The organism is Streptomyces sp. NPDC018029, assembly GCF_044327655.1.
GTDB lineage: Bacteria > Actinomycetota > Actinomycetes > Streptomycetales > Streptomycetaceae > Streptomyces.
Map to the genome: position 1 here is coordinate 337,078 of NZ_JBIRFV010000007.1, position 22,085 is coordinate 359,162.

General features: G+C 72.4%; 18 protein-coding genes. 12 read left to right on the top strand and 6 right to left on the bottom strand.

Annotated features, from left to right (window positions below):
• Positions 1-61 precede the first annotated feature (61 nt).
• Positions 62-745 (bottom strand): DNA-binding response regulator, encoded by a 684-nt coding sequence (locus ACH4D5_RS22950; protein WP_398305515.1) that lies wholly within the window; start codon positions 743-745, stop codon positions 62-64.
• Between the two features lie 303 nt (positions 746-1,048).
• Between ACH4D5_RS22950 and ACH4D5_RS22955 the strand changes: the two genes are divergently transcribed.
• The 7 genes from ACH4D5_RS22955 (at position 1,049) to ACH4D5_RS22985 (ending at position 10,887) form a co-directional block, all read left to right on the top strand.
• Positions 1,049-1,759 carry a DNA polymerase ligase N-terminal domain-containing protein gene (locus ACH4D5_RS22955; protein ID WP_398305518.1) on the top strand — a complete coding sequence of 237 codons (711 nt, stop codon included), beginning with the start codon at positions 1,049-1,051 and terminating at the stop codon, positions 1,757-1,759.
• Positions 1,756-2,766 carry a non-homologous end-joining DNA ligase gene (gene ligD, locus ACH4D5_RS22960; protein WP_398305519.1) on the top strand — a complete coding sequence of 337 codons (1,011 nt, stop codon included), beginning with the start codon at positions 1,756-1,758 and terminating at the stop codon, positions 2,764-2,766. The genes ACH4D5_RS22955 and ligD overlap by 4 nt, the downstream gene beginning before the upstream one ends.
• A 55-nt stretch (positions 2,767-2,821) precedes the next feature.
• Complete coding sequence (locus ACH4D5_RS22965; protein WP_398305522.1) at positions 2,822-4,297, top strand: 3' terminal RNA ribose 2'-O-methyltransferase Hen1; 1,476 nt, start codon at positions 2,822-2,824, stop codon at positions 4,295-4,297.
• On the top strand, positions 4,294-6,900 hold the full coding sequence (locus ACH4D5_RS22970) for a polynucleotide kinase-phosphatase (RefSeq protein ID WP_398305525.1): 2,607 nt from the start codon (positions 4,294-4,296) through the stop codon (positions 6,898-6,900). The genes ACH4D5_RS22965 and ACH4D5_RS22970 overlap by 4 nt, the downstream gene beginning before the upstream one ends.
• Positions 6,901-6,960: 60 nt before the next feature.
• Positions 6,961-8,193: an arginine deiminase gene (locus ACH4D5_RS22975; RefSeq protein WP_398305527.1), complete on the top strand. Its 1,233-nt coding sequence runs from the start codon at positions 6,961-6,963 to the stop codon at positions 8,191-8,193.
• A 152-nt stretch (positions 8,194-8,345) separates the two neighbouring features.
• Entirely contained in the window at positions 8,346-9,344 is a 999-nt protein-coding gene (gene argF, locus ACH4D5_RS22980) for an ornithine carbamoyltransferase (RefSeq protein WP_398305530.1), read from the top strand.
• 85 nt (positions 9,345-9,429) lie between these two features.
• Positions 9,430-10,887, top strand: coding sequence for an amino acid permease (locus ACH4D5_RS22985; RefSeq protein ID WP_398305533.1), 1,458 nt, complete (start codon positions 9,430-9,432; stop codon positions 10,885-10,887).
• Here ACH4D5_RS22985 and ACH4D5_RS22990 read toward each other — a convergent pair.
• Positions 10,850-11,299 (bottom strand): ATP-binding protein, encoded by a 450-nt coding sequence (locus ACH4D5_RS22990; protein WP_398306050.1) that lies wholly within the window; start codon positions 11,297-11,299, stop codon positions 10,850-10,852. The two genes, ACH4D5_RS22985 and ACH4D5_RS22990, sit on opposite strands and share 38 nt — an antisense overlap.
• 207 nt (positions 11,300-11,506) lie before the next feature.
• On the opposite strand from ACH4D5_RS22990, the gene ACH4D5_RS22995 reads away from it, so the two are divergent.
• A complete protein-coding gene (locus ACH4D5_RS22995; RefSeq protein WP_398305536.1) occupies positions 11,507-12,334 on the top strand; it encodes an enoyl-CoA hydratase family protein in 828 nt (275 codons plus the stop codon).
• A 2-nt stretch (positions 12,335-12,336) separates the two neighbouring features.
• Entirely contained in the window at positions 12,337-14,622 is a 2,286-nt protein-coding gene (locus ACH4D5_RS23000; RefSeq protein WP_398305539.1) for a bifunctional salicylyl-CoA 5-hydroxylase/oxidoreductase, read from the top strand.
• A 9-nt stretch (positions 14,623-14,631) separates the two neighbouring features.
• On the opposite strand, the gene ACH4D5_RS23005 is transcribed toward ACH4D5_RS23000, so the two are convergent.
• The 3 genes from ACH4D5_RS23005 to ACH4D5_RS23015 are packed head-to-tail and all read right to left on the bottom strand — an operon-like array spanning position 14,632 to position 17,715.
• On the bottom strand, positions 14,632-15,195 hold the full coding sequence (locus ACH4D5_RS23005; protein ID WP_398305542.1) for a HutD family protein: 564 nt from the start codon (positions 15,193-15,195) through the stop codon (positions 14,632-14,634).
• A gap of 45 nt (positions 15,196-15,240) precedes the next feature.
• Entirely contained in the window at positions 15,241-16,056 is an 816-nt protein-coding gene (locus tag ACH4D5_RS23010) for a PaaX family transcriptional regulator C-terminal domain-containing protein (RefSeq protein WP_398305545.1), read from the bottom strand.
• Between the two features lie 9 nt (positions 16,057-16,065).
• Positions 16,066-17,715, bottom strand: coding sequence for an AMP-binding protein (locus ACH4D5_RS23015; protein ID WP_398305548.1), 1,650 nt, complete (start codon positions 17,713-17,715; stop codon positions 16,066-16,068).
• A 108-nt stretch (positions 17,716-17,823) separates the two neighbouring features.
• Between ACH4D5_RS23015 and ACH4D5_RS23020 the strand changes: the two genes are divergently transcribed.
• The 3 genes from ACH4D5_RS23020 (at position 17,824) to ACH4D5_RS23030 (ending at position 20,414) form a co-directional block, all read left to right on the top strand.
• Entirely contained in the window at positions 17,824-19,101 is a 1,278-nt protein-coding gene (locus ACH4D5_RS23020) for an acyl-CoA dehydrogenase family protein (protein ID WP_398305551.1), read from the top strand.
• The gene (locus ACH4D5_RS23025) at positions 19,098-19,499 is read left to right on the top strand and encodes a RidA family protein (protein WP_398305554.1); all 402 of its coding nucleotides are present in this window, start codon (positions 19,098-19,100) and stop codon (positions 19,497-19,499) included. Before ACH4D5_RS23020 ends, ACH4D5_RS23025 begins: the two co-directional genes overlap by 4 nt.
• Before the next feature lie 168 nt (positions 19,500-19,667).
• Positions 19,668-20,414, top strand: coding sequence for a hypothetical protein (locus tag ACH4D5_RS23030; protein ID WP_398305557.1), 747 nt, complete (start codon positions 19,668-19,670; stop codon positions 20,412-20,414).
• 79 nt (positions 20,415-20,493) lie between these two features.
• On the opposite strand, the gene ACH4D5_RS23035 is transcribed toward ACH4D5_RS23030, so the two are convergent.
• Positions 20,494-22,023 carry a helix-turn-helix domain-containing protein gene (locus ACH4D5_RS23035; protein ID WP_398305560.1) on the bottom strand — a complete coding sequence of 510 codons (1,530 nt, stop codon included), beginning with the start codon at positions 22,021-22,023 and terminating at the stop codon, positions 20,494-20,496.
• Positions 22,024-22,085: the final 62 nt, after the last annotated feature.

The window sequence follows — 22,085 nt, forward strand, 5'->3', positions numbered from 1 at the left end:
GCCCCCTGGGCAGGAAGCCGGACTCCCCGGACGGGAACGGGGAGGTGGTTCGGGTGCCGCATCAGATGTATCCCTCCCGCAGCGCGTACGCGACGGCATGCGCGCGGTTCTGCAGCTGCAGGCGCGTCATGAGCGCGTGCAGGACGTTCTTGACGGTGCGTTCGGAGTAGGCAAGCTTTTCAGAGATCTGTTTGGTGTCCAGACCTTCCGCGATCAGCCGCACCACGTCCACCTCGCGGGGCGCCATACCCAGCGTCGGCACGAGGGTGGCGGCGGACGGCGGCCCGTCGAGCGCCGAGAGCCTGAGCCGTCCCAGCTGCGTCATGAGCCGGTTGATCAGGTCGGGCGGCAGCTCGCCCTCGCCGCGCGCCGCGCTGTGCACGGCGCGCAGCAGCTTCTGCGGGGTCGCCTGGTGCCGCCACAGGATGGCCCGCACGCCGTACTCGACGACGGCGAGCAGCTCCGGCTCGCGCAGCTCGCTCGCGATCAGCACGACGCGCTGCTCGGTCGACCTGGTCAGCCGGCGCAGTTCGCTGCCCGCCGGGTCGTCGAGCCGGTCCACGAGCATGACGGCGACGCGTCCCGGGGCGGGCGTGGCCGTCGGTCCGGGCGGGGACGTCTGCGAGCCGTCCCCGGCACGGTCCACCAGCTCGACGGTGGGCTCGTGCCGGAGGTGGCTGATGACTCCGGCTCGGCTGAGGGGGTCGGTGGCGTGCACGGCCACCGATATACGTGTATCCGACAACTGAGGTTTTCCTGTCTTCCCCCGAATAGCGACGGGCACAGGGTGATCGGAACCGATCAACATCTGATTGCCGCCGGATCAACGCGGACGTTTATCGGTCACGGGGCCCTTGTCGGCGGGTCGCGGGGCCCTTGTCGGCGGCAGGAGCCCGGGGCCGGGCCGGCGGCGCGATGCCGACCGTCCCGGTGTCCCGTACCGTCACAAACAGGGCGAGTGCCCCGCCGCCGGACAGCGCGTGCCGGTGGCGATCACGGGGTACCCGGCGGCCCGGACGGATCAGCGACCCGACGGAAAGGGGCCTCCGTGAGCGAGGAGGACAAGCTGCGGACCTATCGCGGGAAGCGGCACTTCGACAGGACGCGCGAGCCGAGCGGCGAGCATACGACGGCCGGGCAGGCCGGGCAGGCCGGGCAGGCCGAGCCTGACCGGGACGGTGACGAGCCCGCCTTCGTCGTGCAGATCCACGACGCGAGCACCATGCACTTCGACTTCCGTCTGGAGGTCGACGGCGTGCTCAAGTCCTGGTCCGTCCCCAAGGGGCCCTCCACCGACCCGCACGACAAGAGGCTCGCCCTCCCCACCGAGGACCACCCCATGGCGTACCGGGACTTCGAAGGCGTGATCCCCGAGGGCGAGTACGGGGGCGGGACCGTCATCGTCTGGGACCGGGGCACCTACCGGCCGATGGGCCACGACAAGAAGAAGCGCCCGGTGCCGTTCGGCGAGGCCCTGGAGAACGGCCACGCCACGTTCGAGCTGCACGGCGAGAAGCTGCGCGGACAGTACGCGCTCACCCGGTTCCACGGCCGCGAGGAGCGGAGCGGCGGGTCCGCCAAGCCGACCTGGCTGCTCGTGCGGAAGAGCGCTGGGGCGGGCGGCGCGGGGGCGGGCAGGAGCGGCGGCACCCCCGACCCGCGGCGCGCCCGCTCCACGCTCAGCGGCCGCACCCTGCGCCAGGTCGCCGAGGCACCGGACGCGCCCAGATGGGAGCCGGACGGCGGTGAGAAGGGGTGACCGGCCTCCTCGACACGCTGCCCCCCGAGCTGCACGCCCGCACCCGCGACGCGGCCCCCGGCGTCGAACTCGCCGCCTCACCCATGCTGGCCACCCTCAGCGACCGGCGTGACTTCCCACAGGGCTGGATCTTCGAGCGGAAGCTGGACGGCATCCGGGTCCTCGCTGTCCGCGAGAACGGCGAGGTGACGCTCCGCTCCCGCAGCGGACGGCGGCTCGACGCCACGTACCCGGAGATCGTCGACGCCCTCACCGCGCAGGACTGCGCGGACTTCACCGTCGACGGCGAGATCGTCGCGTACTCGCACGGCCGGACCGACTTCGCGCGCCTCCAGCAGCGCATGGGACTCACCCGGCGGGCCGACGTCGAGGCGAGCGGCGTCGCCGTCACGTACTACGTCTTCGACCTCCTGCGCCTGGACGGCGTGGACGTGCGACGGCTGCCGCTGCGCACCCGCAAGTCCCTGCTGCGGCGCGCGATCACCTTCACCGCCCCGCTGCGCTTCTGCGCCCACCGCAACGAGGGCAGCCCCGAACTCCTCGCCGACGCGTGCCGGCGCGGCTGGGAGGGGCTCATCGCCAAACGCGCCGACAGCGCGTACCGGACGCGCCGCTCCGACGACTGGCTCAAGCTGAAGTGCTCCCAGGGCCAGGAGTTCGTCGTGGGCGGCTTCACCGAGCCCGCGGGCAGCCGGGTCGGCATCGGCGCGCTGCTCATCGGCTACTACGACGACGGGCGGCTGCGTTACGCAGGGAAGGTCGGCACCGGCTTCGACCGGCGCACCCTCCTCGCCCTCCGCGAGCGACTCGACGGGCTGCGCACATCCCGGTCCCCGTTCGCGAGCCGGGTCGCGGAGCGCGCCGCCCACTGGGTCGAGCCGAGGCTCGTGGCCCAGATCGCCTTCACGGAATGGACCCGCGACGGCATGCTGCGCCACCCCCGCTACCAGGGACTGCGGGACGACAAGGACCCGGCGCTGATCGTCCGCGAACACATCGCGTCCTGACCGGCGAGTGCAAATTCCGTGGCCTTCGCACCCCGGCGCGACGATACTCGACCACGTGTTCCTGACGATCTCGACCTCTGGCGACGCGCGGAACCCGGCGACCGACCTGGGATTCCTGCTGCACAAGCATCCCGACAGGACGCAGGCGTTCGCCACTTCCCATGGCACCGCCCACGTCTTCTACCCCGAGGCGGCCACCGAGCGCTGCACCGCCGCGCTGCTCCTGGAGGTCGACCCCGTCGCGCTCGTGCGGCGCGGCAAGGGGAAGGGCAAGGGGCGCGGCGGCGCACCCGACGCGGCACTCGCCCAGTACGTGAACGACCGGCCGTACGCGGCCTCCTCGCTGCTCGCCGTGGCGCTGAGCGCGGTGTTCTCCAGCGCGCTGCGCGGCGTGTGCGCCGCCCGCCCCGAGCGGGCCGCGCGGCCGCTGCCGCTGCGCGTCGAGGTGCCCGCCCTGCCCGCGACCGGCGGCGCCGGCCTCGTGCGCGCCCTGTTCGAGCCGCTCGGCTGGACGGTGACGGCGACGCCCGTCCCGCTGGACGTGCGGTTCCCCGCCTGGGGCGACTCGCGGTACGTGGGGCTCGTCCTCGAAGTGCCCGACGGGAAGCTGACCCTGGGCGAGGCGCTCCGGCACCTGTACGTGCTGCTGCCCGTCCTCGACGACGCCAAGCACTACTGGGTCTCGCCGGACGAGGTCGACAAGCTGCTGCGGGCCGGCGAGGGCTGGCTCGCCGACCACCCGGAGCGGGAGGTCATCACCAGCCGTTACCTCGCGCGCCGCCGGTCCCTGACCCGTGAGGCGAGGGAGCGTCTCGAACTGGTGCGGCTCGCCGACGCCGACGACACGGACGTCGAGGAGCTGGACAACGCGGTGGACGAGGAGTCCGACACCGAGGAGAGGCCCGTGCCGCTCGCCCTGCGCCGCCGCGAGGCGATCCTCGCCGCACTCACCGCCGCCGGCGCGTCCCGTGTCCTCGATCTCGGCTGCGGGCAGGGCCAGTTGGTGCAGGCGCTGCTCAAGGACACGCGGTACACCGAGATCGTCGGACTCGACGTGTCCGTGCGCGCGCTGACCGTCGCGGCGCGGCGGTTGCGGCTCGACAGCATGGGCGAGCGCATGGCGGAGCGCGTCAAGCTCCTCCAGGGCTCGCTCGCGTACACCGACAAGCGGCTCAAGGGGTACGACGCGGCGGTGCTCAGCGAGGTCATCGAGCACCTCGACGTGGAGCGCCTGCCCGCCCTGGAGTACGCGGTGTTCGGCTCCGCACGCCCCCGCACCGTCCTCGTCACGACGCCGAACGTCGAGTACAACGTCCGGTGGGAGACCCTCCCCGCCGGGCACGTGCGCCACGGCGACCACCGCTTCGAGTGGACGCGGGAGGAGTTCCGCGCCTGGGCCCGCACGGTGGCCGAACGGCACGCGTACGCCGTGGAGTTCGTGCCCGTGGGCGACGACGACCCTGAGGTGGGACCGCCCACACAGATGGCCGTGTTCACGCAGACCGACAGAGAGGAGGTGCGGGCCGCATGAGGAACGACACCGACAGCAGCGGTACCAATAACAGCGACAGCAGTACCGGCACGGAAGCCCGGGGCCCGCGCCGCGTGCTGCCCGTCACCGACCTGTCCCTCGTCGTCCTGATCGGCGCCACCGGCTCCGGCAAGTCGACCTTCGCGCAGCGGCACTTCAAGCCCACCGAGGTCGTCTCCAGCGACTTCTGCCGGGGGCTCGTCGCCGACGACGAGAACGACCAGAGCGCCAGCCGCGACGCCTTCGACGTGCTGCACTACATCGCGGGCAAGCGCCTCGCAGCGGGCCGCCGCACCGTCGTCGACGCGACCAGCGTGCAGAGCGACAGCCGCAAGCAGCTGATCGAGCTGGCCAGGCAGTACGACGTGCTGCCCATCGCCATCGTGCTCGACGTGCCCGAAGAGGTGTGCGCCGCACGCAACGCCACGCGCGAGGACCGCGCGGGCCTGCCGCGCCGCGTCATCCAGCGCCACCAGCGCGAACTGCGCCGCTCCCTGAAGCACCTGGAGCGCGAGGGCTTCAGGAAGGTCCACGTCCTGCGCGGGGTGGACGAGATCGAGAGCGCCACCGTCGTCACCGAGAAGCGCTACAACGACCTCTCCCACCTCACGGGCCCCTTCGACATCATCGGCGACGTCCACGGCTGCGCCGCCGAGCTGGAGACCCTGCTCGACAAGCTCGGCTACGCCGACGGCGTCCACCCCGAGGGCCGCACGGCCGTCTTCGTCGGCGACCTCGTCGACCGCGGCCCGGACACCCCGGGCGTGCTGCGCCGCGTGATGGGGATGGTCGCGGGCGGCACCGCGCTCTGCGTGCCCGGCAACCACGAGAACAAGCTCGGCCGCCACCTCAAGGGCCGCGGCGTCCGGCACACCCACGGACTGGCCGAGACCATCGAGCAGTTGGGGCGCGAGAGCGAGGAATTCCGCGCCCAGGTGAGGGAGTTCGTCGACGGGCTCGTCTCCCACTACGTCCTCGACGGGGGACGGCTCGTCGTCTGCCACGCCGGCCTGCCCGAGAAGTACCACGGCCGCACGTCCGGCCGGGTGCGCTCGCACGCCCTGTACGGCGACACGACCGGCGAGACCGACGAGTTCGGCCTTCCGGTGCGCTACCCGTGGGCGGAGGAGTACCGGGGCAGGGCCGCCGTCGTCTACGGCCACACCCCGGTGCCCACCGCCACCTGGCTCAACAACACCATCTGCCTGGACACCGGCGCCGTCTTCGGCGGCAGGCTGACCGCGCTGCGCTGGCCGGAGCGCGAGCTCGTCGACGTACCGGCGGAACGCGTCTGGTACGAGCCGGCCAAGCCGCTGCGCACCGAGGCGCCTGGCGGCCACGACGGGCGGCCCCTCGACCTGGACGACGTGCACGGCCGCCGCGCGGTGGAGACCCGGCACGCCGGCCGCGTCGCCGTGCGCGAGGAGAACGCGGCGGCGGCCCTTGAGGTCATGAGCCGCTTCGCCGTCGACCCGCGCCTGCTGCCGTACCTGCCGCCGACGATGGCGCCGACCGCTACATCGCGGCGCGAGGGCTATCTGGAACACCCCGCCGAGGCCTTCGCGTCGTACGCGCAGGACGGTGTCGCCCGCGTCGTGTGCGAGGAGAAGCACATGGGCTCGCGCGCGGTGGTCCTGGTCTGCCGGGATGCCGACGTGGCCCGCGAGCGCTTCGGTGTCGAGGGCCCCACCGGTTCGCTCTGCACCCGCACAGGACGCCCCTTCTTCGCCGACGCCGCCGTCACCGAGGAGGTGCTCGGCCGGGTCCGTGACGCCGTCACCGAGGCGGGTCTGTGGGAGGAGCTGCGGACGGACTGGCTGCTGCTCGACGCGGAGCTGATGCCGTGGTCGCTGAAGGCGTCCGGCCTGCTCCGCACCCAGTACGCCGCCGTGGGCGCCGCCTCCGGTGCCGTCTTCCCCGGCGCGCTCGCCGCGCTGGAGGCGGCGACGGCGCGCGGCGTCGACGCGGACGCTCTCCTCGCCCGCCAGCGGGAGCGCGCCGCGGACGCCGCCGCGTTCACCGACGCCTACCGCCGCTACTGCTGGCCGACCGAGGGCCTGGAAGGCGTGCGCCTCGCGCCGTTCCAGATCCTGGCGGTCCAGGGCCGCAGCCTCGCCGGGCTGCCGCACGACGAGCAGCTGGCCCTGATCGACCGCATGGTGGAGCACGACAACAGCGGCCGCGGCTCCGACCTGCTGCAGACCACCCGCCGCCTCTACGTCGACACGGGCGACCCGGAGTCGGTCCGCGCGGGCGTCGACTGGTGGCTGGAGATGACCAGCCGCGGCGGCGAGGGCATGGTCGTCAAGCCGGTCGAGGCGCTGGTCAGGGACGGCCGTGGCCGGCTCGTCCAGCCCGGCGTCAAGTGCCGCGGCCGCGAGTACCTGCGCATCGTCTACGGCCCGGAGTACACGCGCCCGGAGAACCTGGCGAAGCTGCGCGAGCGGTCCCTCGGCCACAAGCGCTCCCTCGCCGTCCGGGAGTACGCGCTCGGCCTGGAGGCCCTGGACCGCCTCGCGGACGGCGAGCCGCTGTGGCGCGTGCACGAGGCGGTGTTCGCGGTCCTCGCCCTGGAGTCCGAACCGGTGGACCCGCGGCTCTAGTCGACCGCGGCTTTGAACAACGATGAGCGTCGGCCGTCCGGCCGGGGAAAGATGGACCCCATGGGATTCCATGTCGACTCCGAGGCCGGGCGGCTGCGCCGCGTCATACTGCACCGCCCCGATCTGGAGCTCAAGCGGCTGACTCCGAGCAACAAGGACACCCTCCTCTTCGACGACGTCCTGTGGGTGCGCAGGGCCCGCCAGGAGCACGACGGCTTCGCGGACGTGCTGCGCGACCGGGGCGTGGCCGTCCACCTCTTCGGCGACCTGCTGACCGAGACCCTGGACGTGCCCGCGGCCCGCCTCCTGGTCCTGGACCGCGTCTTCGACGAGAAGGAGTACGGCCCGCTGGCCACCGACCACCTGCGGGCCGTGTTCGCGACGATGCCGTCGGCCGAGCTCGCCGAGGCGCTGGTCGGCGGGATGACGAAGCGGGAGTTCCTGGAGCGGCACGCCGAGCCGACGTCCGTCCGCTTCCACTGCATGGACCTGGACGACTTCCTGCTCGGCCCGCTGCCCAACCACCTCTTCACCCGCGACACCTCCGCCTGGATCTACGACGGCGTCTCCATCAACGCCATGCGCTGGCCCGCCAGGCAGCGCGAGACCGTGCACTTCGAGGCGATCTACCAACACCACCCGCTGTTCCGGAGCGAGAACTTCAACATCTGGTCGCAGGGGCAGGCGGACTACCCCTCCACCATCGAGGGCGGCGACGTCCTGGTGATCGGCAAGGGCGCGGTGCTCATCGGCATGAGCGAGCGCACCACCCCGCAGGCCGTCGAGATGCTCGCGCACAAGCTGTTCGCGGCGGGCTCCGCGCAGACCATCGTGGCCCTCGACATGCCGAAGCGCCGCGCCTTCATGCACCTCGACACGGTCATGACGATGGTCGACGGCGACACCTTCACGCAGTACGCGGGCCTCGGCATGCTCCGCTCGTACACCATCGAACCAGGCGTCGGGGAGCGGGAGTTGAAGGTCACCGACCATCCGCCCGAGCACATGCACCGGGCCATCGCCGCGGCGCTCGGCCTCGACGCCATCCGGGTGCTCACCGCCACCCAGGACGTGCACGCGGCCGAGCGCGAGCAGTGGGACGACGGCTGCAACGTCCTCGCGGTGGAGCCCGGCGTCGTCGTCGCGTACGAGCGGAACTCGACGACCAACACGCACCTGCGCAAGCAGGGCATCGAGGTGATCGAGATCCTGGGCAGCGAGCTGGGGCGCGGCCGGGGCGGCCCGCGGTGCATGAGCTGCCCGGTGCAGCGGGACGCGGTGCCGGGGCTGTAGCGAGCCGGTACGGGGAGCCCAGGGCCCGCGGTGCGGGGAGCGCAGGGCCCGGTACGCCGAGCACAGGGCGCCTGTATATAAATGTGGAGCGTCGTATATAGTTTCAATGTCAACGTGTCCCGTCACCTTTATCCCGCACTCTGGAGCGCCTCATGGCCACAGACCTCACCGGCCGCCACTTCCTCAAGGAGCTGGACTTCACCGCCGACGAGTTCCGCGGCCTGCTCGACCTGGCCGCCGAGCTGAAGGCGGCCAAGAAGGCCGGGACCGAGACGCGGCGGCTGCGGGGCAAGAACATCGCTCTGATCTTCGAGAAGAGCTCGACGAGGACCCGCTGCGCCTTCGAGGTGGCCGCCGCCGACCAGGGTGCGTCCACGACGTACATCGACCCGTCCGGCTCGCACATCGGCAAGAAGGAGTCGGCGAAGGACACCGCCCGGGTGCTCGGCCGGATGTTCGACGCCATCGAGTTCCGCGGGGACGCGCAGGACACGGTCGAGACGCTCGCCGCCCACGCGGGCGTGCCCGTCTACAACGGCCTGACCGACTCCTGGCACCCCACCCAGATGCTCGCCGACATGCTCACCATGACCGAGCACGGCACCAAGCCCCTCACCGGCACCGCCTTCGCCTACCTCGGTGACGCCCGCTTCAACATGGGCAACTCCTACCTGATCACCGGCGCCCTGCTCGGCATGGACGTGCGCGTCGTCGCGCCCCGCGCCTACTGGCCCGCCGAGGACATCGTCGCGCGGGCCCGCGAGCTCGCCGCAGCCAGCGGCGCCCGCCTCACCCTCACCGAGGACGTCGAGGAAGGCGTCCGGGGCGCGGACTTCGTCGGTACCGACGTATGGGTGTCGATGGGGGAGCCCAAGGAGGTGTGGGCCGAGCGCATAGCCGCCCTCGCGCCCTACACGGTGACGATGGACGTCCTGCGCGCCACCGGCAACGCCGACGTGAAGTTCCTGCACTGCCTGCCCGCCTTCCACGACCTGGGCACCCAGGTCGGACGCGAGGTCCACGAGACGTACGGCCTGGAGGCGCTGGAGGTCACCGACGAGGTCTTCGAGTCGGCACACTCCGTCGTCTTCGACGAGGCTGAGAACCGTATGCACACGATCAAGGCGGTCCTGGTCGCGACACTGACCTGACGGCAGCCCCGGGCGGTGCCCCTGACGGCCGCCGCCCCCGCCGCACCAGCACCACCCCAGCACCACCGGAAACGAGAATCACCCCATGAGCCCCACACGCACCAATGGGCTTCGCATCAAGTCCCCCGACCAGCTCGTCGCGGAATCGGGGGCGGACCTGGAGGGCCACGGCCTCAGGCGCACCATGGGGCTCTTCCAGCTCGTGTGCTTCGGCGTCGGCGCCATCGTCGGCACCGGCATCTTCGTCGGCCTCTCCGACTCGGTCGCCGAGGCCGGCCCCGCCGTCGCGGTCTCCTATGTCCTCGCGGCCGTGACCTGCATCTTCACCGCGTTCTCGTTCGCGGAGCTGGGCGGCGCGATCCCGGTCTCCGGCAGCTCGTACTCGTTCGCGTACGCCTCACTGGGCGAGCGCACCGCGTTCCTCGTCGGCTGGTGCCTGCTCCTGGAGTACGGCGTCTCGGTCTCCGCGGTCGCGGTCGGCTGGAGCCAGTACCTGAACGAGCTGCTGCACAGCCTCACCGGCTGGGAACTGCCCGCCGCGCTCTGCGCCGGACCCGGCGAGGGCGGCGTCCTGAACCTGCCCGCCGTCGTCGTCATCCTGCTCGCCGCCGTCCTCCTGGTGCGCGGCATCCGCGAGAGCGCCGGCGCCACGGCGGCCATGGCGGTGCTCAAGATCGGCATTCTGCTGCTCTTCCTCGCCATCGCGTTCACCGCGTTCGAGGACGGCAACCTCACGCCCTTCGCGGGCGCGGGCGTCTCCGGCATCACCGCGGGCGCCTCGCTCGCCTTCTTCTCCTTCATCGGCTTCGACGCGGTCACCACGGCCGGCGAGGAGGTGAAGAACCCGCGGCGCAACATCCCCCTCGCCATCATGATCTGCATCGGCGTCGTCACGCTGCTCTACGTCGCCGTGGCGCTCGCGGCCATCGGCGCGCTCGGCTCCGACGCCGTCGCGGACAAGCCCGCCGCCCTCTCCCTCGTCGTCAACCAGGTCACCGACTCGACCGTCGGCGGCGGCATCATCGCCTTCGGCGCGGTCGTCGCCATCGCCTCCGTGGTGCTCGCCGTGATGTACGGCCAGACCCGCATCCTGATGTCGATGTCCCGCGACGGCCTCGTGCCGCGCGTCTTCGAACGCGTCTCGCCGCGGACCGCGACACCGGTCGCGGGCACCTGGATCGTCGCGGCGGTCGTCGCCGTGCCCGCCGCCTTCTCGTCGCTCGACGTCGTGGTCAACCTGACCACGATCGGCACCCTGGCGATCATGGCCGTGGTGAACGTGGCCGTGCTCGCGCTGCGCCGCTCGGCCCCGGAGCTGCGCCGCACCTTCCGCGTGCCGCTGTACCCCGTCAGCCCGGTCCTCGGCGTGGGCTTCTGCCTCTATCTGATCTGGGGCACGGGCTGGACGACGTGGCTGCAGTTCGCCGTGTTCCTCGTGGTCGGCGCCGTGGTCTACGCGCTCTACGGCCGCGGCCACTCGCGGCTCGGCCGGGGCGAGGTCCCGGTCAGTGCCGGGGGCGCGGGGGAGTCGCGGGAAGCGTGAACCAGACCGCCTTGCCGGACGCGGTGGGGCGGTGGCCGCAGGACGAGCTGAGGGTGCGGATCAGGAGCAGGCCGCGCCCGTGCTCCTGCCAGGGGTCCGGCTCGCCGGGCGGCTCCGGGGCGGTGAGGTCGCCGGGCGGCAGCGGGTTGGAGTCGTGCACCTCGACCTGGCAGCCGGTCGGCAGCAGCTCGATCACCAGCTCTATGGGGTCCTGTCCCGCGGTGTGCTCGACGGCGTTCGCGACCAGCTCGGCGGTGAGGAGCTCGGCGGTGTCGGTGTCGGCGGACATCTCGATGTCGTTGAGCGCCGTACGGACCAGGGCGCGCGCGACCGGCACGGCCGCCGCGGTGTGCGGCAGCGCGATGCGCCAGGAGGCGGGGAAGGGGGGCTCGTGCAAGGCGGGTCCGTTCAGGGCAGGCAAGCGGTCCTGCTTTCAACCGTACGAATCCTAAGCGCTGTGGCGGCAGGGTCGACGGTCGGGCGTTCCCGGGCCGTACGACCCTGTGCCGTTTCGCCGTCGTCCCGGTGTTGTATCGCGCACTCCTGACGACAGTCACAGAAGAGTGATAACTTCGAGAGTGGCGCCACTCCAGCCCCGAGGCCGAGGAGGCCGCACCTGATGAGTCCCTTCACCGGCTCCGCGACCCGCACCCCCGACTGGCGGCACCTGCGACTCGCCGTCGACGAAGGGGTCGCCACGGTCACCCTCGCCCGCCCCGACAAGCTCAACGCCCTCACCTTCGGTGCCTACGCCGACCTGCGCGACCTGCTCGCCGAGCTCTCCCGCGACCGGTCTGTGCGCGCGCTCGTGCTCGGCGGCGAGGGCCGCGGCTTCTGCTCGGGCGGCGACGTCGACGAGATCATCGGTGCCACGCTCGCCATGGACACCGCCCAGCTCCTCGACTTCAACCGCATGACCGGCCAGGTCGTCCGGGCGATCCGCGAGTGCCCCTTCCCGGTGGTCGCCGCCGTGCACGGGGTGGCGGCGGGCGCCGGCGCGGTCCTCGCCCTCGCCGCGGACTTCCGCGTCGCGGACCCCTCCGCCCGCTTCTCCTTCCTCTTCACCCGCGTCGGCCTCTCCGGCGGCGACATGGGCGCCGCCTATCTCTTGCCGCGCGTCGTCGGCCTCGGCCACGCCACCCGGCTCCTCATGCTGGGCGAACCAGTCCGCGCCCCCGAGGCCGAACGGATCGGCCTCATCAGCGAGCTGACGGAGGAGGGCAGGGCCGCCGAGGCCGCGCAGACCCTGGCGCGCCGCCTCGCCGACGGCCCCGCCCTCGCGTACGCGCAGACGAAGGCACTGCTCACCGCCGAGCTGGACATGCCCCTCGCCGCCTCCGTCGAACTGGACGCGGCCACCCAGGCCCTCCTCATGAACGGCGAGGACTACGCCGAGTTCCACGCGGCCTTCACGGAGAAGCGCCCGCCGAAGTGGCAGGGGCGGTGACCATGGCCACCGCCCACCGGATCGCGGTCATCGGCGGCGGCCCCGGCGGTCTCTACGCCGCCGCGCTGCTCAAGCGCCTCGACCCCGCCCGCGAGGTGACCGTCTGGGAGCGCAACGCCCCCGACGACACCTTCGGCTTCGGCGTCGTCCTCTCCGACGAGACCCTCGGCGGCATCGAGCACGCCGACCCCGCCGTGTACGCCGCGCTCCAGGCCGAGTTCGTGCGGTGGGACGACATCGACATCGTGCACCGAGACCGGCGGCACACCTCCGGCGGCCACGGCTTCGCGGCGCTCGGCCGCCGCAGGCTCCTGGAGATCCTGCACGAGCGCTGCCGCGGCCTCGGCGTCGAGCTCCGCTTCCGCACCGAGGCACCCCCCGCCGCCGAGCTGTCCACGGCGTACGACCTGGTCGTCGCCGCGGACGGCGTGCACAGCCTCACCCGCGAGGCGCACGCCGACGTCTTCCGGCCGAGCCTCACGACGCACCGCTGCCGCTACATCTGGCTGGCCGCGGACTTCGCCTTCGACGCGTTCCGGTTCGAGATCGCCGAGACCGAGCACGGCGTGATGCAGCTGCACGGCTATCCGTACTCCCACGACCCCGACGCCTCCACCGTCATCGTCGAGATGCGCGAGGAGGTCTGGGAGGCCGCCGGCTTCGCGGAGCTCGACGAGCGCGAGTCCACCGAACGCTGCGCCAAGATCTTCGCCGACGCGCTCGGCGGCCGCCCGCTGCGCGGCAACAAGTCCGCCTGGATCAACTTCCGCACGGTCGTCAACGACCGCTGGTCCCACGGCAACACGGTCCTGATCGGCGACGCCGCCCACACCGCGCACTTCTCCATCGGCTCCGGCACCAAGCTCGCCGTCGAGGACGCCCTCGCGCTCGCCGCCTGCCTCCGGGAACAGCCCGACATCCCGAGCGCCCTCACGGCGTACGAGACGGAGCGCCGCCCCGTCGTCGCCTCCACCCAGCGCGCCGCCCGCGCCAGCCTGGAGTGGTTCGAGCGGCTGCCGGACCACCTGGACCAGCCGCCCCGCCAGTTCGCGTTCAACCTCCTCACCCGCAGCCGCCGCGTCACCCACGACAACCTCCGGCTGCGCGACGCGGAGTTCACCCGCGCCGTCGAGCGCGACTTCGGCTGCCCCGAAGGCACCCCGCCGATGTTCACGCCCTTCCGGCTGCGCGACCTGACCCTCCGCAACCGCGTCGTCGTCTCCCCGATGGACATGTACTCCGCCGTGGACGGCGTCCCCGGCGACTTCCACCTGGTGCACCTGGGCGCGCGGGCACTCGGCGGCGCGGGCCTGGTGATGACCGAGATGGTGTGCGTCAGCGAGCGCGGCCGCATCACGCCGGGCTGCGCCGGCCTCTACACCGCCGAACAGGCCGAAGCCTGGCGCCGCGTCACCGACTTCGTCCACGCGCAGGCGCCCGGCACGGCGATCGGCGTCCAGCTCGGCCACTCGGGCCGCAAGGGCTCCACGCGCCTGATGTGGGAGGGCATCGACGAACCGCTGCCCGACGGCAACTGGCCGCTCGACGCCGCCTCACCGCTCCCGTACAAGCCGTACAGCCAGACCCCCCGTGAACTCTCCCGCGCCGGACTCACCGAGATCCGCGAACAGTTCGTCGCGGCGGCCCGGCGCGCCGACCTCGCCGGGTTCGACCTCCTCGAACTGCACTGCGCCCACGGCTATCTGCTCTCCGGCTTCCTCTCCCCGCTCACGAACCACCGCACGGACGCGTACGGCGGCTCCCTCCGGGCCCGCCTCCGCTTCCCCCTCGAAGTCTTCGACGCGGTACGGGAGGTGTGGCCGGACGGCAGGCCCATGACGGTCCGCATCTCCGCCACCGACTGGGCCGACGGCGGCACCACCGCGGCCGACGCCGTCGAGATCGCCCGCGCGTTCGCGGCACACGGGGCCGACGCGATCGACGTGTCGACGGGCCAGGTGGTCTCCGACGAGCGCCCCGCGTTCGGCCGCTCCTACCAGACGCCGTACGCCGACCGCATCCGCAACCGCACCGGCATCCCCGTGATCACGGTCGGCGCCGTCTCCTCCTGGGACGACGTCAACTCCCTGCTCCTCGCCGGCCGCGCGGACCTCTGCGCCCTCGCCCGCCCGCACCTCTACGACCCGCACTGGACCCTGCACGCCGCCGCCGAACAGAACTACGCCGGGCCGGGCGTGAGCTGGCCCGTGCAGTACCGCGCGGGCAGCCGGCGGCCCCAGACGGGACGCACGGACGCCCCCAAGCCGAGGCTGACCCTGGGCGGCTGAGCGTCCGCATCAGTGCGGCGCGGTGATCCTGACCTCGGCCACCGTGCCGTCACCGCGCAGCACCAGCGTGCCCGGCCCGTCCCGGCGTACGCAGTCGAGGCGGCCGAGCGGAGTCTCCGGCCCGTCCTGTCCGCCGACAGCGATCCCCTCCGTGACAGCCATGACGAGCAGGGTCTCGCCCGCCTCGCTCGACGTCTCCGTGTCTCGTCCGGCGGTGACGGTGACGATCCGCACGCGGGCCGTCGCGTGGCCTCTGCGGGTCATGACGTTCAGGTTGCGCACCGCGCCGCCCACCAGTCGGCAGTCCGTCGCCGCGTCACCGGCGAAGGCGAAGGGCCGCAGTGGCTCGACGGGGCGCGGTGCGGCCCCGGCCACGGTCAGCAGCATGCCGTCGCCCTCGACCGGGGTGATCACGCGGTCGGTCCCGGGGAACACCGAGAAGGGGCCGTCCCCGGCCACGTCCGCGACGCTCACCCGCCAGTCGGTGCCGTCCGCGACCTCCCTGGTCGTACCGCCGCCGTTCTTCCACGGCACGGCGCGGTACTCGCTCCAGCGCAACACGTCCTCGCCCACCCGCCGCCTCCTGCCCGACACATGATCACCGAATCCGGGGTCAGCCTATGCGGGGCGCACGAACAGCGCCCCGGCCTCCCGCAGCCGGCCGTCCAGCGCCGCGAACACCGCGGCGGAGCGGTCCCCCGGCCAGTCGGCGGGGAGCAGGTCGGCGGGCAGGCCGGGGTCGGCGTAGGGGAGTTGGCGCCAGGAGTCGAGGGCGAGGAGGTAGTCGCGGTACGCCTCCTCGGGCGGCGGGGGAGCGCCCTTGCGGGTCTCCCAGGAGCGCAGCACCGGTTCGTGGCGGTCGAGGAACGCCTCGTGCTGTTTGGCCAGGGACGACAGGTCCCACCAGCGCGCGACCGCTTCCGCCGTCGGGGCGAAGCCCAGGTGCTCGCCGCGGAACAGGTCGACGTACGGCGAGAGGTGGAGGCGCTCCAGGGTGTGCCTGGTCTCTTCGTAGAGGTGCGCCGGGGCGATCCAGACGCCCGGTGCCGCCGTGCCGAAGCCGAGGCCCGCGAGGCGGGAGCGCAGCACGTGCCGCTTCTGGCGCTCGGCCTCGGGCACGGAGAAGACGGCGAGGACCCAGCCGCCGCCCCGCCGCGCGACCTCGGTGCCGTAGATGCGGCGGTCGCCGTCGTCCAGGAGCTGGCGCGCGTCGGGCGAGAGCGCGTAGCCCGCGGCGCCCGTCGCCGTGCGCGCGGGCACGAGCAGGCCGCGCCGTTTGAGCCGGGACACCGACGACCGCACCGACGGCGCGTCCACGCCGACCGGCGAGAGGAGGCGCACCAGCTCGGCCACCGGGACGGGTCCTGGCGCGGCCCGGCCGTAGGCGCCGTAGAAGGTGACGATCAGGGACCGTGGGGTGTGCTGCTCGGACACGTGATCACTCTACGGGCCCGGTTCCGCCGGGGACGCGGCGCGCAGCCTGAACCGCTGCAGCTTCCCCGTCGCCGTCCTCGGCAGGGCGTCCAGGAAGACGATCTCGCGCGGGCACTTGTACGGCACCAGCTCGCCCTTGACGAACTCGCGCAGCCGGTCGGCGTCGGGCGTCGCCCCTTCGCGCAGGACCACATGGGCCACGACCACCTGCCCGCGCAGCTCGTCGGGGCGCCCCACGACCGCGGTCTCGACGACGTCGGGGTGGCGGAGCAGGGCCTCCTCGACCTCGGGGCCCGCGACGTTGTAGCCGGCGGAGATGATCATGTCGTCGGCGCGGGCGACGTAGCGGAAGTAGCCGTCGGCGTCGCGGACGTAGGTGTCGCCGGTGATGTTCCAGCCGTGCCGCACGTACTGGAGCTGGCGGTCGTCGGCGAGGTAGCGGCAGCCCACCGGGCCGCGCACGGCGAGCAGTCCGGGCTCGCCGTCCGGCACCGGGGCGCCGGAGTCGTCGACCACGCGCGCGTGCCATCCGGGCACGGGGCGTCCCGTCGTGCCGGGCCTGATGTCGTCGTCGGCGGCGGAGATGAAGATGTGCAGCAGCTCCGTCGCGCCGATGCCGTTGATGATGCGGTGTCCGGTGCGCCGGTGCCAGGCCTGCCAGGTGGCCGCGGGCAGGTTCTCCCCGGCCGAGACGCAGCGGCGCAGCGAGGAGATGTCCTGCCCGTCCAGCTGGTCCAGCATCGTGCGGTACGCGGTCGGCGCGGTGAAGAGCACCGAGATCCCGTGCCGTCCGATGGCGGGCAACAACTGCTTGGGTCCGGCCTGTTCGAGCAGGACCGACGACGCGCCGAAGCGCAGCGGGAAGACGACGAGACCGCCGAGTCCGAAGGTGAAGCCGAGCGGCGGGCTGCCCGCGAAGACGTCGTCGGGCACCGGCTTGAGGACGTGCCGCGCGAAGGTGTCGGCGATGGCGAGCACGTCGCGGTGGAAGTGCATGCACCCCTTGGGCCGGCCCGTCGTGCCGGAGGTGAACGCGATGAGCGCGACGTCGTCGGCCGCGGTGTCGACCGCCGCGTAGACCGCCGGTTGCCGGGCGGCACGCACGAGCAGATCGTCGGGACCCTCTCCGCCGTACGTGGTGACGCTCAGCCCCGGCACCCCGGCCTTGATCAGGTCGTCCACCGACCGGACGTCGCAGAGCGCGTGCCGCACCTCGGCGATCCCGCACATGGTGGCGAGCTCCTGCGAGCGCTGCTGGGCGAGGACGGTCACGGCGACCGCGCCCGCCTTCATCACGGCGAGCCAGCAGGCCGCGAGCCACGGGGTGGTGGGCCCGCGCAGCAGGACGCGCTCGCCGGGCCGCACGCCGAGCTCGTCGGTCAGCACGTGCGCGATCCGGTCGACGTGCTGCCGCAGCAGGCCGTACGTCCAGGTCTCGCCGGACGCGGTGTGGAAGGCGGGGCGCTCGGCGCCGAACCGCTCGGCGGACCGGTCCAGGAGCTCCGCGCCGCAGTTGAGGCGGGCGGGGTAGTGCAGCTCGGGGCGGTCGTGGACCAGCGCGGGCCACTGCTCGCGCGGCGGGAGGTGGTCCCGGGTGAACGTGTCGACGTGGCCGGACGGTGTCTGACCCGGTTCGGCCGGATTGCCGGTGGGTTCCATGGCGGCTCTGCCCCCTTGCCTGCCGGACGGGCGCTGTGGTGGGCTCGCTCCATGAGCGTATCGTGATGGTGACGACAGTCAACGGTGCGCGATAAAGAGGGGACCGGGATGACGGCATTCTCGCTCAATCCTGAACAAACCGCCCGTTGCGCGGAGCTGCGCACGCTCGCGGCGGAGCGGTTGCGCCCGTTGGCGGAGAAGGGCGAGCCGGGCCAGGTGAACCGCCCGCTGGTGGCGGCGCTGGGCGAACTCGGCCTGCTGGATGTGCTGTTCGAGGGGGACGGAGGCCCCCCAGGGGCGCGGGGCGGTGACATGAGCGGCTCCGCCGGAGGGGCGCGACCAGCCCCGTCCGAGCCGCAGATCGGAACCGGCCCCCACAGCGGAGCGTCCGGCACTCTCGACCTCTGCCTGACCCGCGAGTCCCTCGCCTACGCCTGCACGGAGGCGGAGACGGCCTTCGCCCTGCAAGGCCTCGGCGCCCACCCCGTCCACACCCACGGCAACCCCGCCCAGCGGGAACAGTGGCTGCCGCAGGTCCGCCGCGGCCACGCCGTCGCCGCCTTCGCGCTCTCCGAGCCGGACGCCGGCTCGGACGCGGCGGCCCTGCACCTCGCCGCGACGGCCGACGGCTCCGGCGGCTGGCGCCTCACCGGCGAGAAGTGCTGGATCTCGAACGCCCCCGAGGCCGACTTCTACACCGTCTTCGCCCGTACGTCCCCGGGCGCGGGAGCCCGTGGCGTCACCGCGTTCCTGGTCCCCGCCGACCGCGCGGGCCTCACCGGCACCCCCCTCGACATGCTCTCCCCGCACCCGATCGGCGCCCTCGCCTTCGACGGCGTGCGCGTCACCGAGGACGACGTGCTCGGCGAGGTGGACCGCGGCTTCCGGGTCGCGATGACCACGCTCAACCGGTTCCGGCCGAGCGTCGGCGCGTTCGCGGTCGGCATGGCGCAGGCCGCGCTCGACGCCACCCTGGCCCACACCGCGGAACGGACCGCTTTCGGCGGCCCGTTGAAGGACCTGCAGGCCGTCGCCCACCAGGTCGCCGAGATGGCCACGCGCACGGAGGCGGCCCGCCTGATGGTGTACGCGGCAGCGGCGGCGTACGACAGGGAAGGGCCCCAGGGCCCCGGCATCGCCCGGCGCGCCGCGATGGCGAAACTCATCGCCACGGAGACCGCCCAGTACGTGGTCGACGCGGCCGTCCAGCTGCACGGGGCCCGCGCGCTGCGCCGCGGACACCTCCTCGAACACCTCTACCGCGAGGTGCGGGCGCCCCGCATCTACGAGGGGGCGAGCGAGGTCCAGCGCACGATCATCGCCAAGGAGCTGTACGCCAAACCGGACGCGCAGCCGCACACCCAGCCGGAGGAGCCGCCCGCATGAGCAGCCTGGACCGCGTCAACCCCGCCGAACTCTCCCCGCCCAAGGGCTTCTCGCACGCCGTCACCGCCACCGGTTCCCGGCTCGTCTTCCTCGCCGGGCAGACCGCGCTCGACGGCGAGGGCAAGATCACCGGCGCCACCCTGCCCGAGCAGTTCGAGCGGGCGCTGACCAACCTCCTCACCGCCCTGCGCCACGCGGGCGGCACCCCGGCCGACCTCGCCCGCGTCACCGTCTACGCCACGGACGTCGCCGACTACCGCGCCTGCGCGCCCGAACTGGGCGGCATCTGGCGCCGGTTGGCGGGCCGTGACTACCCGGCGATGGCGGTGGTGGGCGCCGTACGCCTGTGGGACGAATCCGCGCTGGTGGAGCTGGACGGAGTGGCGGTGCTCGACTGAGCGCCGGGCCCGCTGCCGGTTTCCGTCCCTATTCACCGACCCTCGCCATGATGGGCGGAATGCCGGATTCCGGGTGAGTGCGGGGAATCCGCGGGTACTCGACGACGACCGCGGCCAATGGGGCCGCGGATGACGGAACGTCGAGTGTTCCGCGGGAGGGATGACCACGTGCGTTCGAGAAGGGTTACGGGTGTCATCGGAGCGACCGTGCTGTCGGCGGCGCTGCTGTCGAGCTGCGGCGACAGCGACGACGGAGGCGGCTCCGACAAGCCGTTCGCCGGGGACAGCGCCGACCAGATCGCCGCCAAGGCGGTGAAGGCCACCAAGGGCGCCGACTCCATGCGCATCAAGGGCGACATGCGGCAGAACGGCAAGCCGGTGAGCGTGGACATCGCGGTCGACCAGGAGAAGAACTGCGAGGGGACGATCGGCACCGAGGGCTCGAAGGCCGAGGTGCGGCACACGAACGCCACCTTGTACATGCGCGGCAACGAGGAGTACTGGAAGACCGCTCTGAAGGGCCGGTCGGGCTCCGACAAGGTGCTGTCGAAGGTCGTCGACAAGTGGGTGAAGATGCCAGCCGACGACGCCTCCACCTCGGGCCTGTGCGACAAGCAGGGCCTGGTCGCGTCGATGGACGAGAACAAGTCCGAACGCAAGGGCATGAAGAAGGGCGACACGACGTCCGTCGACGGCAAGGACGCGATCGCCCTGACGAAGAAGGGCTCCGGCGGCGAGACGAACACGATGTACGTCGCCACGGAGGGCAAGCCGTACATCCTCCGCGTCACCACCAAGGGGGGCGACACCCCCAATGACGCGACGTTCGGCGACTACGACAAGCCGGTGAGCCCGAAGGCCCCGGACAAGGGCGAGACGGTCGACCTCAGGGAACTCGCCGCTTCCGGTCAGTAGTCGGCGGGGCGGTACCGGAACACCGGCATGGGCGTGGCGTCCGACGCCACGCCCATGCCCGCGCACGGCCTCCCGGGGCTCAGATGTCCCGGAACGTCTCGATCTGCGCCCCCACCGAGTTCAGCCGCTCCGCCAGGTCCTCGTAACCGCGGTTGATCACGTACACGTTGCGCAGGACCGAGGTGCCTTCCGCCGCCATCATGGCGAGCAGGACGACCACGGCGGGGCGCAGCGCGGGCGGGCACATCATCTCGGCGGCGCGCCAGCGGGTGGGGCCCTCGACCAGGACCCGGTGCGGGTCGAGGAGTTGGAGGCGGCCGCCGAGGCGGTTGAGGTCCGTGAGGTAGATCGCCCGGTTGTCGTAGACCCAGTCGTGGATCAGCGTCTTGCCCTGCGCCGCAGCCGCGATGGCCGCGAAGAAGGGGACGTTGTCGATGTTCAGGCCCGGGAACGGCATCGGGTGGATCTTGTCGATGGGCGCCTCCAGCTTGGAGGGGCGCACGGTGAGGTCGATGAGGCGGGTGCGGCCGTTGTCCGCCGCGTACTCCGCCGACCGGTCGTGGTCGAGGCCCATCTCCTCCAGGACCGCGAGCTCGATCTCCAGGAACTCGATCGGCACCCGGCGCACCGTCAGCTCGGACTCCGTGACCACGGCGGCCGCGAGGAGGCTCATCGCCTCGACCGGGTCCTCGGAGGGGCAGTAGTCGACGTCGACGTCGATGGTGGGCACACCGTGCACGGTCAGCGTGGTCGTGCCGATGCCCTCGACCTCGACGCCCAGCGCCTCCAGGAAGAAGCAGAGGTCCTGGACCATGTAGTTCGACGAGGCGTTGCGGATCACCGTCGTGCCGGCGCTGCGCGCGGCGGCGAGCAGGGCGTTCTCGGTGACGGTGTCCCCGCGCTCGGTGAGGACGATGGGCCGGTCGGGGGTGACGTCGCGCGCCACCTCGGCGTGGTACAGCCCCTCGGTCGCCGCGATGTCCAGGCCGAACCGGCGCAGCGCGATCATGTGTGGCTCGATCGTGCGGGTGCCGAGGTCGCAGCCGCCGGCGTAGGGCAGCTTGAAGTGGTCCATGCGATGCAGCAGCGGGCCGAGGAACATGATGATCGAGCGGGTGCGGCGCGCGGCCTCCGCGTCGATCGCGTCCATCTCCAGCTTGGCGGGCGGCACGATCTCCAGGTCGACGCCGTCGTTGATCCAACGGGTGCGCACGCCGATGGAGTTGAGCACCTCCAGGAGGCGGTACACCTCCTCGATGCGGGCGACGCGGCGCAGCACCGTGCGGCCCTTGTTGAGGAGGGACGCGCAGAGCAGCGCCACGCACGCGTTCTTGCTCGTCTTGACGTCGATGGAGCCGGAGAGCCGGCGGCCGCCGACGACTCGCAGATGCATGGGGCCCGCGTACCCGAGCGAGACGATTTCACTGTCGAGAGCCTCGCCGATTCGGGCGATCATCTCAAGGCTGATGTTCTGGTTGCCCCGCTCGATGCGGTTCACGGCGCTCTGGCTGGTGCTGAGCGCCTCGGCGAGCTGCGTCTGTGTCCAGCCCCTGTGCTGCCGGGCGTCACGGATGAGCTTGCCGATGCGTACGAGGTAGTCGTCTGCCATGAGTCGCAGGCTATCTCAGATATGAGATGAAGCGCGCGCCGGGGTAGGCCATTCGAGGAGCC

What these genes read in the sequence shown, in the direction of transcription:
- ACH4D5_RS22985 (WP_398305533.1), top strand. Translation starts at nt 9,430, where the DNA reads ATGAGCCCCACACGCACCAATGGGCTTCGCATCAAGTCCCCCGACCAG.
- ACH4D5_RS23020 (WP_398305551.1), top strand. Translation starts at nt 17,824, where the DNA reads ATGACGGCATTCTCGCTCAATCCTGAACAAACCGCCCGTTGCGCGGAG.
- ACH4D5_RS23035 (WP_398305560.1), bottom strand. Translation starts at nt 22,023, where the DNA reads ATGGCAGACGACTACCTCGTACGCATCGGCAAGCTCATCCGTGACGCC.
- ACH4D5_RS23025 (WP_398305554.1), top strand. Translation starts at nt 19,098, where the DNA reads ATGAGCAGCCTGGACCGCGTCAACCCCGCCGAACTCTCCCCGCCCAAG.
- ACH4D5_RS23000 (WP_398305539.1), top strand. Translation starts at nt 12,337, where the DNA reads ATGGCCACCGCCCACCGGATCGCGGTCATCGGCGGCGGCCCCGGCGGT.
- argF (WP_398305530.1), top strand. Translation starts at nt 8,346, where the DNA reads ATGGCCACAGACCTCACCGGCCGCCACTTCCTCAAGGAGCTGGACTTC.
- ACH4D5_RS22995 (WP_398305536.1), top strand. Translation starts at nt 11,507, where the DNA reads ATGAGTCCCTTCACCGGCTCCGCGACCCGCACCCCCGACTGGCGGCAC.
- ACH4D5_RS22975 (WP_398305527.1), top strand. Translation starts at nt 6,961, where the DNA reads ATGGGATTCCATGTCGACTCCGAGGCCGGGCGGCTGCGCCGCGTCATA.
- ACH4D5_RS23015 (WP_398305548.1), bottom strand. Translation starts at nt 17,715, where the DNA reads ATGGAACCCACCGGCAATCCGGCCGAACCGGGTCAGACACCGTCCGGC.
- ACH4D5_RS22970 (WP_398305525.1), top strand. Translation starts at nt 4,294, where the DNA reads ATGAGGAACGACACCGACAGCAGCGGTACCAATAACAGCGACAGCAGT.